At 64.3% G+C, this 11,365-nt stretch carries 10 protein-coding genes; all 10 read left to right on the top strand.

What is annotated here, in order from left to right; genetic code table 11:
• The first annotated feature begins 214 nt into the window (after positions 1–214).
• The 10 genes from H7U20_RS13990 (at position 215) to H7U20_RS13945 (ending at position 11,263) form a co-directional block, all read left to right on the top strand.
• Positions 215–499, top strand: a complete 285-nt coding sequence (locus H7U20_RS13990) for a hypothetical protein (protein ID WP_199759767.1) — start codon at positions 215–217, stop codon at positions 497–499.
• Positions 500–709: 210 nt separating this feature from the next.
• Positions 710–2,020, top strand: coding sequence for an ABC transporter substrate-binding protein (locus H7U20_RS13985; protein WP_199759766.1), 1,311 nt, complete (start codon positions 710–712; stop codon positions 2,018–2,020).
• A 110-nt stretch (positions 2,021–2,130) separates the two neighbouring features.
• Positions 2,131–2,991 (top strand): carbohydrate ABC transporter permease, encoded by an 861-nt coding sequence (locus tag H7U20_RS13980; RefSeq protein WP_199759765.1) that lies wholly within the window; start codon positions 2,131–2,133, stop codon positions 2,989–2,991.
• Between the two features lie 10 nt (positions 2,992–3,001).
• Positions 3,002–3,820 (top strand): carbohydrate ABC transporter permease, encoded by an 819-nt coding sequence (locus tag H7U20_RS13975; protein WP_199759764.1) that lies wholly within the window; start codon positions 3,002–3,004, stop codon positions 3,818–3,820.
• 28 nt (positions 3,821–3,848) lie between these two features.
• Positions 3,849–4,901, top strand: coding sequence for an ABC transporter ATP-binding protein (locus H7U20_RS13970; protein WP_199759763.1), 1,053 nt, complete (start codon positions 3,849–3,851; stop codon positions 4,899–4,901).
• A complete protein-coding gene (locus tag H7U20_RS13965) occupies positions 4,901–6,409 on the top strand; it encodes a mannitol dehydrogenase family protein (protein ID WP_199759762.1) in 1,509 nt (502 codons plus the stop codon). Before H7U20_RS13970 ends, H7U20_RS13965 begins: the two co-directional genes overlap by 1 nt.
• Before the next feature lie 4 nt (positions 6,410–6,413).
• On the top strand, positions 6,414–7,886 hold the full coding sequence (xylB, locus tag H7U20_RS13960) for a xylulokinase (RefSeq protein WP_199759761.1): 1,473 nt from the start codon (positions 6,414–6,416) through the stop codon (positions 7,884–7,886).
• Between the two features lie 108 nt (positions 7,887–7,994).
• Entirely contained in the window at positions 7,995–8,912 is a 918-nt protein-coding gene (locus tag H7U20_RS13955; RefSeq protein ID WP_199759760.1) for a helix-turn-helix domain-containing protein, read from the top strand.
• A gap of 171 nt (positions 8,913–9,083) precedes the next feature.
• Positions 9,084–9,866, top strand: coding sequence for an L-iditol 2-dehydrogenase (locus tag H7U20_RS13950; protein WP_199759759.1), 783 nt, complete (start codon positions 9,084–9,086; stop codon positions 9,864–9,866).
• A gap of 131 nt (positions 9,867–9,997) precedes the next feature.
• Complete coding sequence (locus tag H7U20_RS13945; protein ID WP_199759758.1) at positions 9,998–11,263, top strand: maltoporin; 1,266 nt, start codon at positions 9,998–10,000, stop codon at positions 11,261–11,263.
• The last annotated feature ends 102 nt before the right edge of the window (positions 11,264–11,365 follow it).

Below are 11,365 nucleotides of genomic sequence, written 5' to 3'. Positions count from 1 at the left end.
TGCAACCAGTGTGAAAGTAGGTTATCGTCAGGCTAGTTATATAGTAGTAGTGAAAACCCCCATCCGCCTGAACGCGCTCAAGACCGCGTTCAGCGCAGGTGGGGGTTTTTTACGTTTTGAGCTTTTCTTACGGCAATAAAATTGCCCAATCGCAATGCGAAGGACGATCAGGTATTTTACGATGCAGTCTCTACCAGCCTACGGAGACTGCAATATGGACACCTTGAAAGAGCGGACCAAGATCGGCGATTCCTTGATCGCCCCCGTCAACCTCATCCTTGACCGCCAGCGCGGCGAGATCCTCAGCACTTTCGTCGGCAAATCCGGCGATCTGACCCACAGCATACTGAACAACGAAGAAACCCTGCGCCGGGTCGCCGACTATTGCCACGAATTTCTTCCGTGGCCGCTGCGGCTGACGGTCAAAAAGCCGATCTTTGTCGAGTTTGTGCTCAGCCAGCGGCACGCCGTCCTGGCGCAGTTGGCTCAAGCAAGCTAAGCCAGTTGCCGGCATGGCACAGTACGGGTCTGCTCACCAACCTGTACTGTGGCGCAGATTTTCTATGGCCAGCGGCCAAGAACCATACCAAAAAGTATCGAGACTACGATTCCCAGTATCGGAAAGTATCGAACTCCAGTGATACATTGACATGGTGCTGAGATATAGCACCACGAAGATAAAAAATCATAAAAACACTGGAGACAAGACATGAAACGTATCGCCCTCGGCGCCGTATGCGCTGCCCTGTTGGCCGCCAACACCAGCGCCATCGCCGCAACCGATCTGGTCATCGCCACCGTCAACAACGGCCACATGATCGAGATGCAAAAGCTCGGCAAATTCTTCGAGCAAGCCAATCCCGACATCAAGCTGAAATGGGTCACTCTGGAAGAGGGCGTGCTGCGCCAGCGCATGACCACCGACATCGCGACCAAGGGCGGTCAATTCGACTTGATGACGATCGGTATGTACGAGGCGCCCATCTGGGCCAAGAAGGAGTGGCTGCTGCCGATCAAGCCGGATGCCAGCTACGACGTCGACGATTTGCTGCCGACCATACGCGAGGGCTTGTCCAACAACGGCGTGCTGTACGCGGCGCCGTTCTACGGCGAGAGCTCGATGATCATGTACCGCAGCGACTTGGTGAAAAAAGCCGGCATGACCATCGAGGAGCGGCCGACCTGGGAGCGTATCCGCGAGGTGGCCGCCAAGATCCACGATCCGGCCAACGGCGTCTATGGCATCTGCTTGCGCGGCAAGCCGGGCTGGGGCGACAACATGGCCTTCATCACCACCATGGCCAACTCCTATGGCGCCCAACTGTTCGACATGAAGTGGCAGCCGCAATTCACCAGCAAGCCGTGGAAGAACGCGGTCAATATGTATGTCGACCTGTTGAAGAACTACGGCCCGCCCGGCTCGTCCTCGAACAGTTTCAACGAGATCCTGGCGATGTTCAACGAAGGCAAATGCGGCATCTGGATCGACGCCACCATCGCCGCCTCCTTCATCACCGATCCCAAACAGAGCAAGGTGGCCGACAAGGTCGCCTTCGCCCAGTCGCCCTACGCGGTGACCGAGCGCGGCGCCAACTGGCTGTGGGCCTGGTCGCTGGCGATCCCGAAAAGCTCGCGCCATCCGGACGCGGCGCAGAAGTTCATCAACTGGTCGACCTCGAAGGACTACATCAAGCTGGTCGCCAAGGAGTCCGGCTGGGCCAACGTACCAACCGGTACCCGCAAGTCGACCTACGCCAATCCGGAGTTCGCCAAGGCCGCCAAGTTCGCCGCCGCCGAGGGCAAGGCTATCGCTAGCAGCAGCCCGAAACACAGCACGCTGCCGCCGTCGCCTTATGTCGGCGTGCAGTTCGCCGCGATTCCGGAGTTCCAGTCCATCGGACTGGCGGCCGGACAGCAGATCGCCTCCGCCCTGCTGGGCAAGCAGACGGTCGACCAGGCCTTGGACATGGCACAGCAAGCCGCCGATCGAGAAATGCGCAAGGCCGGCTACTACAAATAGCCATCCCGCCGCGCCGGCCACCATGCCGGCGCGGCGGCACCCGCCCGTAGCCGAAGCCCACAGAAGCCGCCGGCCCGCGCCGGCGATTTCGCACGCACCTTGAGATACCCATGAACCGACTGATACCCCGGACCTTGCTGACGCCGGCCGTGCTGGCCATCGCCGTCATTTCCATCGTCCCGCTTCTGATTACGATCTACTATGCCTTCGTCAAATTCAGCCTGCTGTCGCCCGGCGAGCACGAATTCCACGGCCTGGCGAACTTCCACTTCTTCTTCACCGACGGGGCCTTCTTGCCGGCCCTGAAGAACACCTTCGTGCTGATGTTCTCGGTGATGCTGGTGACCGTGGTCTGCGGCGCCGCCCTCGGCCTGTTGATCAACGACGCCTTCCCCGGCCGCGCCGTGGTGCGCGTGCTGCTGATCTCGCCCTTCCTGATCATGCCGGCGGTGAACGCGCTGATGTGGAAGAACATGCTGCTCAATCCCATCTACGGTCTGTTCGCCCAGGTCAGCATTCTGTTCGGCCTGCCCCCGGTCGACTGGTTGTCGCACTACCCGCTGCTGTCGATCGTGATGATGGTGTCGTGGCAGTGGCTGCCCTTTGCCTGCCTGATCTTCATGACCGCGCTGCAGTCGATGGACCGCGAGCAGCTGGAGGCCGCCGGCATGGACGGCGCCAACTACCTGCAGCAGCTGCGTTACCTCTACATCCCCCACCTCGGCCGCGCCGTCTCGGTGGTGCTGATGATAGAGATGATCTTCCTGCTGTCGATCTTCGCCGAGATCTTCACCACCACCGGCGGCGGCCCCGGCTTCGACACCACCACCATCACCTTCATGATCTACCAGCAGGCCTTGCAGTCCTACGACATCGGCGCCGCCTCGGCCGGCGCTTTGTTCGCCGTGCTGCTGGCGAATATCGCTGCCTTCTTCCTGATGCGGGTCATCGGCAAGAATCTGGCGAAATAAGGAGAGCACGATGAACAAACAATTGACCCTCCACCTGCGTACCGGCGCCGCCTGGTTTTTCGCGCTGTTGCTGTTCTTTCCGATCTTCTGGCTAGGGTTGATGGCCTTCAAGACCGAGGCCCAGGCCATTTCGACGCCACCGCTGCTGTTCTTCTCGCCGACATTGCAGAGCTTCCGCGACGTGCTGGCGCGCGATAACTATGTCGGCTACGCCTTCAACTCGTTGATCACCAGTGTGCTGTCGACGGCGATCGGGCTGGCGATCGCCATTCCGGCGGCTTACTCGATGGCCTTCTTCCCCACCCGTGGCACGATCGGTCTGCTCAAGTTCGTGCTCAGCTCGCGCTACATGCCCGGCGTGGGCGCGCTGATGCCGATCTATATCTGCTACCAGTACTTCGGCCTGCTCGACAGCCGCATCGGCCTGACCATCATGTTCATGTTGATGAACCTGCCGATCATGATCTGGCTGCTGTACACCAATCTACGCGAGCTGCCGCGCGAGATCCTCGAGGCGGCGCGCATGGACGGCGCCACCGTCGGCCACGAGTTCCGCTACATCGTCCTGCCGCTGGCGGTGGGCGGCATCGCCTCGACCGCGTTGGTGTGCATGGTGTGGGCGTGGAACGAGTCGTTCTGGTCGCTCAACCTGGGCGCTTCCAACGCCGGCACGCTGGCTTGGTTGATCGCCTCCTACTCCAGCCCGGAAGGCCTGTTCTGGGCCAAGCTGTCGGCCGCCTCGTTGATGGCCATCGCACCGATCATGGCGCTGGGTTGGTTCTGCCAGAAGCAGCTGGTGCAGGGCATGACCTTCGGCGCAGTCAAATAAGCACGGCATATTCACACAGGACTCGATCATGGCTTATCTACAACTCAGCAACATTGAAAAATTCTTCGGCGACCACCACGCCATCAAGGGCATCGACCTGCAAATCGAGAAAGGCGAATTCGTCGTTTTCGTCGGCCCCTCGGGCTGCGGCAAGTCGACCTTGCTGCGCCTGATCGCCGGCCTTGAGCCGATCGACAAGGGCAGCCTGCAGCTGGACCGGCGCGACATCACCGCGCTGCCCTCGTCCAAGCGCGACCTGGCGATGGTGTTCCAGTCGTATGCGCTGTATCCGCACATGAGCGTATTTGAAAACATGTCGTTCGCGCTCAAGCTGGCCGGCGTCGACCGCGCCGTGATCCGCGAAAAGGTCGACAAGGCCGCCGCCATCCTCGACCTCGGAAAATACCTCGAACGCACGCCGAAGGAGCTGTCCGGCGGCCAGCGTCAACGCGTCGCCATCGGCCGCGCCATCGTGCGCGATCCCAAGGTCTTCCTGTTCGACGAACCGCTGTCGAACCTGGACGCGGCGCTGCGCGTGCAGACTCGCATCGAGATCGCCAAGCTGCATCGCGAGCTGGGCGCCACCAGCATCTACGTCACCCACGACCAGGTCGAGGCGATGACCCTGGCCGACCGCGTGGTGGTGCTGCGCGATGGCCAGATCGAGCAGCACGGCTCGCCGCTGGAGTTGTACGACCGGCCGGCCAACCGTTTCGTCGCCCAGTTCATCGGCACGCCGAGCATGAACGTGGTGCCGGCGGCGGCCCTGCCGCAACTGGCCGCGCTGGCCGGCAGCGCGGCGCATGGCGACGGTTTCGTCGGCATCCGCCCGGAGCACGTCAAGCTCGACGCGCCGGGGCAGGAGGGGCTGGCGGCGACGGTGGACATGGTCGAATCGCTGGGCGTGGAGACGCTGGTGTATGCGCGTCTGGAGAACAACGTACAGATCGTCTCGCGCGGCAGCGAGCGCAGCGCTCTGCATCCCGGCGACCGCACCCTGCTCAGCTTCGACCACGGCAAGGTGCACCACTTCGACCGCTTCGGTAACACCTACGCAGCGGCCGCACGGGGAGCGCTGTGATGGGCAAGGACAACGCAACGATGGTACTCAACCAGGCCGCACTCGGCCACTTGCCGGATGGCGTGGCCGGGCCGGCCTACAGGCGGCAGGATGTCGCCCGCAGCATTGTGCACATTGGCGTGGGTGGATTCTTCCGCTCGCACCAGGCGGTGTATCTGGATCGCTTGCTGCACCTGCCCGGCCAGACACAATGGGGCTATTGCGGCGTCGGACTGCTGCCGCACGATGCCGCCATGCGCGACGCCATGCGAACGCAGGACTGCCTCTACACCGTGGTCGAACGTGGCGTGCAGGGCGAGAGCGCGCGCGTGATCGGCTCCGTGCTGGAGTTCCTCTACGCGCCTGACGATGCCGAGGCGGTGCTGGAAAAAATGGCCGACGCGGGCACCCGCATCGTCTCGCTGACCATCACCGAAGGCGGTTACTACGTCAACCAGGGCAGCGGCGAGTTCGACGCCGGCCACGCCGACATCGCGCACGATCTGGCCCATCCGCGCACGCCGCGCTGTTCCTTCGGCTACTTGGCCGAGGCGCTGCAACGACGGCGCGAGCGCGGCCTGGCGCCGTTCACGGTGATGTCCTGCGATAACCTGCAGAACAACGGCGATGTGATGCGCAAGATGCTGCTCGCCTTCACACGCCTGCGCGATCCGGGACTGAGCGGCTGGCTGGCGCAGCATTGCGCCTTCCCGAACAGCATGGTCGACCGCATCACGCCGGCCACCACCGACGAGCATCGCGCGCTGGTGCGCGAGCGCTTCGGCCTGGCCGACGCCTGGCCGGTGATGACCGAGCCTTTCCTGCAATGGGTGATCGAAGACCACTTCCCGGGTGGACGTCCGGCCTGGGAGCTGGTCGGCGCGCAGATGACGGACGACGTGCTGCCGTACGAGAAAATGAAGCTGCGTCTGCTCAACGCCGGCCACCAGTCGCTGTGCTACATCGGCATGCTGTTCGGTTATGAGTTCGCCCACGAGGCGATGGCCGATGCCGACATCCGCCAACTGTTTAGCGACATGATGGAGCTGGAGGTGACGGCCTTGTTGCCGCTGGTCGCCGGCATCGATCTGGCCGATTACAAGCGCACGCTGATCGAGCGCTTTGCCAACCCGGCCATCCGCGACCAGTTGGCGCGCATCGGCACCGAAGGCTCGGCGCGCATTCCCAAGTTTGTGCTGCCATCGGTGCGCGAGCAACTGGAGCGCGGCGGCCCGATCACGCTGCTGAGCTTCACCGTGGCGTGCTGGTTCCGTTATCTGAACGGCAGCTCGGAGCAGGGCCTGGCGATGCCGATCAACGATCCATACGCGCTGCGTCTGCGCGAGCTGGCCCTGCTTGGCGGCGCCGACGCCGGCCCGCTGTTGTCGCTGCATGAGCTGTTCGGCGAGCTGTCCGATCAGCCGCGCTTTGTCGCGCAGGTGGGCCAGGCGCTGGCGCGGCTGTACCGGGACGGTGCGCGCGCGGCCCTGCGCCATGCGCTCGCTTCGCCGTCCACGCGGGAAGGGTAGCGCCATGTATCTTGGCATAGACCTCGGCACCTCGGAAGTGAAGGTGCTGTTGATCGACCAGGCGCAGGCCGTCGTCGCCTGCGCGCACGCGCCGCTGGCGATCAGCCGGCCGCAGCCGCAATGGTCGGAGCAGGATCCGGCCGACTGGTGGCGCGCCACGCAGGCCGCCATTGGCAGCATCGCGCGCGGCCATCCGCGCGAGCTGGCGACGTTGCGCGGCATCGGTTTATCCGGCCAGATGCACGGCACGGTGCTGCTCGACGCGTCCGGCCGCGTGCTGCGTCCGGCCATCCTATGGAACGACAGCCGTGCCGGCGCCGAGTGCGTCGAGCTTGAGCGGCGCGTGCCACAACTGCGCGAGATCACCGGCAACCTGGCCATGCCCGGCTTTTCGGCGCCCAAGCTGCTGTGGCTGGCCGCGCACGAGCCGGCACTGTTCGCCCGCACCGCCATGGTGCTGCTGCCCAAGGACTATCTGCGCTACCTGCTGACCGGCGAATTCATCTCCGACATGTCCGATGCCTCCGGCACGCTGTGGCTGGACGTGGCGCGGCGCGATTGGTCCGATGCGATGCTACTGGCCTGCGGCTTGGACCGCGCGCAGATGCCGCGCCTGGTCGAAGGCAGCGCGCCGGGCGGCATGCTGCGCGCCGAGTTGGCGCGCGACTGGGGCATCGCCGCGCCGGCGCAGGTGGTGGTGGCTGGCGGCGCCGGCGACAACGCCGCCAGCGCCGTCGGCATGGGCGTGGTGGCGCCGGGTGAGGGCTTCATCTCGCTGGGCACCTCCGGCGTGCTGTTCGCCGCCAGCGATGCCTGCCGGCCCAATCCGGCCCGGGGCCTGCACACTTTTTGCCACGCGCTGCCGGGACAATGGCACCAGATGGGGGTGATGCTGTCGGCCGCCAGTTGTCTGCGCTGGGTCACGCAGTTGACCCACGCCGCCGACGAGGCCGCGCTGCTCGACGAGATCGCCGTGGCGGGAACGACCGCACACCAGGCGGCCCCGCTGTTCCTGCCGTATTTGTCGGGCGAGCGCACGCCGCACAACGATCCGCATGCCAGCGGTGTCTGGTTCGGCCTGCGCCACGATACCGATCGCGCGCTGCTCGGCTACTCGGTGCTGGAAGGCGTGGCCTTCGGTCTGCGCGACAGTTATCTGGCACTGCAGGCGGCCGGCGGTTCGCTGTGTGGCGCGGCACTGGTTGGCGGCGGCAGCCGCAGCCGCTACTGGGCGCGTCTGCTGGCCAGCACGCTGGATCTGCCGCTGGCGCTGCATAGCGGCGGGCAGCTCGGCGCGGCGTTGGGTGCGGCCAGGCTGGCCCTGCTGGCCGCCAACCCGCAGCTTAGCGTGGCCGAGGTCTGCGTGGCGCCGCCGGTGCTGGAGGTGGTCGCGCCGGACGCGCAATGGCAGGCCGCGCTGCTGCCGCGTTTCGAGCGCTTCCGCGCCCTGTACGGGCAGTTGAAGCCCTTGTTTTGAGACGTCCGGGCTTTGCTATACTCAGCTTGACCGGCGACCCGCTGTGGCAGGACGGGTTGGGCGCCACACGCTGCGCCAGCCGGGGGAGAGACAGGAGGAGGGACAGACATGTCAGCCAAGAGCATCCACCACACCTTGCAAATGGAGCACAACTGCGTGCGTGACCCGCAGCAGGGTTTTGAGCCGGATGGGCGCTACGGTTTCATCCGCTACCTGGAGCACGGCGTGCCCAGCTCGCTGGTGCGCTGGCACTACCACGAGGAATACGAGCTGCATCTGATCTGCGCCAGCAGCGGCAAGGTTTTCGTCGGCGATTACATCGGTCAGTTCGCGCCTGGCCATCTGGTGCTGACCGGCCCGCGCGTGCCGCATAACTGGGTCTCGCTGGACACGCCGGAGGAGGGGGTCAAGCTGCGCGACATGGTGGTCCAGTTCAGCCACGCACCGCTGGAGCAGATGGCCGCCGCCATCCCCGAGCTGCGCGCCGTGCTGCCACTGCTCAGCCGCGCCACCTACGGCATCGAGTTCTTCGGCCTGAGCGAGCAGGCCATGCGGCGCTTCGAGCGCATCCGCGACAGCAGCGGCCTGCCGCGCTTCATCGAGTTCCTCACGCTGTTGGGCGAGCTGGCCGAGAGTAGCAACTACCAGCTGTTGTCGACCGTGCCGATGCAGTCGAGCGACGACGACGATGCGTTGGCGCGCATCAGCTCCGCCGTCAATTTCATCGTGCAGAACTTCAGCAGCCAGTTTTCGATGAGCGACCTGGCGCAGCAGCTGGGCATGTCCGAACGGATGTTCACGCGCTTCTTCCGCAGTGCGACCGGCAACAGCTTTACCGATTTCGTCAACCGCCTGCGCGTCAACAAGGCCTGCCAGCTGCTGATGGAAACGGAACGCTACGTCACCAACATTTGCTACGACGCCGGCTTCAACAACGTGGCCAATTTCAACCGCCGTTTCCTCGAACTCAAGGGCATGACGCCGAAGGAGTTTCGCCAGCAGGCATCGGGCCGCTTCGGCGCTTGAACAATTCGCCGCGCGGCGTCGGCGAGTATCGACTATCGCGTTTTCAGTATCGGAATGGCGGCGCCGCCGCTGCTAGACTTTCTCTCACGATGCAAATCACTGCATCGACCATAACGAGAGGAGACCTGCCATGAATCGCCAGCACATCGCTACCACCAACCGAGGTGCGCCATGAATCGCCTGGCCGACAAGCACGCGCTGCTGACCGGCGCCGGCGGCGGCATCGGCCTGGCCGTGGCGGAGGCCTACCTGGCCGAGGGCGCCCGCTGCACTGTGGCCGACTTGGCGCCGCAAGCGCCGGCCGCAATCGCCGAGCTGATGGCGCGCCATCCGGAGCGGCTGCAGTATGTGCGCACCGATGTCAGCGACGCCGCCTCGGTGCGGCAGTTGCTGCTCGCCGCGCAGGGCGGGCTTGGCCCGCTCGACATCCTGTTCAACAACGCCGCCGTGTTCGATATGGCGCCGCTGTTGGAATCCGACCTGGCCATGTACCAGCGCATCTTCGACGTCAATGTCAAGGGTATGTTCCTGGTCATGCAGCAGGTCCTGCAGGCGATGCGCGACGCCGGCCGCAGCGGCTCCGTCATCAATCTGGCATCGCAGGCAGGGCGGCGCGGCGAGGCGTTGGTGGCGCACTACTGCGCCAGCAAGGCCGCTGTCATCAGCTACACCCAGTCGGCCGCGCTGGCCATGGCGCCGCACGGCATCCGCGTCAACGGCATCGCGCCCGGCGTGGTCGACACGCCGATGTGGGGCCATGTCGACGCGCTGTTCGCCCGTTACGAGGGGCTGCAGCCGGGCGAGAAGAAGCGCGCCGTCGGCCTGGCCGTGCCGCTCGGCCGCATGGGCAAGCCGTCCGACCTGGCCGGCGCCGCCATTTTCCTGGCCAGTGACGAATCGGCCTACATCACCGCCCAGACGCTGAATGTCGACGGTGGCAGCGTGATGAGCTAGGCCGCGCCACTTAATTCCCGCAGCAAGCAGCAAGCGGAGCCGTCCCGGATGGGACGCTCCGGCAGCACCCCCACGTCCGTCGCTTTACCCATTCGCATTACCCATAAAAATATATAACGAGGAGACACAACATGAAACACCTGATCCAGAAATCCCTGCCATTGGCCATTGCGCTGGCCTGTGCCTGTGGTGGCGCCAGCGCCGGCTCGGACGAGGAGGGCTTTCACGGTTACTTCCGCGTCGGCGCCGGCACCTCGACCAGCGGTTCGCGTGGCCCGCAAAGCTGCTACGGCCTGGGCGGCAACACCATGAAGTACCGCCTAGGCAACGAGTGCGACGCCTACTTTGAAGGCGGCTACACCAAGGACATCGCGCAGTCGGACGGCGTGCACTACGTCGCCACCGTTTGGGTCAACGCCTACAGCCCGAAATCCGACTTCGACAACGCCAAGCTGAATGTGCTGAAGGCCTATGTCGAGGCCAAGGGATTGCCCTTCCTCAACGGCGGCACGGCGTGGATGGGCAAGCGCTTCTACAACCGTCCGGACATCCATATGCTGGATCTGCAGTACATCAACTTCAACGGTACCGGCGCCGGCCTCGACCAGATCAAGGCCGGTCCGGGCAAGTTCGCCTACGCCTTCTTCAAGGACAACGACGCCACCGCCACCTCGGCGGACGGCACGGTATTGGGCACCACGGCGGCGACCCGGCAGAACTTCATCTATCAGGATGTGCCGGTCAACGCCGGCGGCACCATCGACCTGGCCGCTTCGGTGATTACCGCGCAGGGTGGCAACAAGCTGGGCGCCACCCACAACGGCTGGCAGATGTCGGCCTTCCACCGCCAGACCGAGGTGTTTGGCGGTGCCAATACTGTCGGTGTGCAATATGCTGTCGGGCCGGGCACCGGCATCGGCGTCGGCAATGACCGCATCGGCGCCTCGGGAAGCACGCTGCTGGGCTCGGACGTGACGCGCTTCCGCGTCTTCGACAATGTATGGGTGCAACCAGCCTGGAACTTTGGCATGGAATTCATTGCGTTGCTGCAGAAGGACAAGTCCGACGCCATCGGTTCCAGCACCTGGACCACGCTGGGCGTGCGTCCGGTGTACGCGCTGAACCAGAACTTCAAATTGGTGATGGAGCTGGGCACCGACCGCGTCACCTCGCCGGCCGGCGGCCCGGCGCAGCGGCTGACCAAGCTAACGTTCGCACCGACTATTTCGGCTGGCCCCGGCCTGTGGTCGCGTCCTGAGTTGCGTGCCTTTGTGACCTACGGGAAATGGAACGACGCCGCCACCGCGTCCGTCAACGCCAGCAACAATTCCGGACCGGTCTATAACAACAATACCAGCGGCACCTCGTTCGGTTTCCAAGTGGAAGCCTGGTTTTAAACGAGGACTTAGCTGTTTAGATTCGTGTGATTATGCACCTTTCCGTAGCTGGCCCCTCTTCAAGGCACGGCACGTTTTGAGTACACTTATCCATCCCAACGA

The sequence above is a fragment of the Rugamonas violacea genome (assembly GCF_016461825.1).
GTDB lineage: Bacteria > Pseudomonadota > Gammaproteobacteria > Burkholderiales > Burkholderiaceae_D > Rugamonas.
The sequence above is the reverse complement of the archived record's forward strand: the minus strand, read 5'-3'. Positions and strand labels throughout refer to the sequence as shown.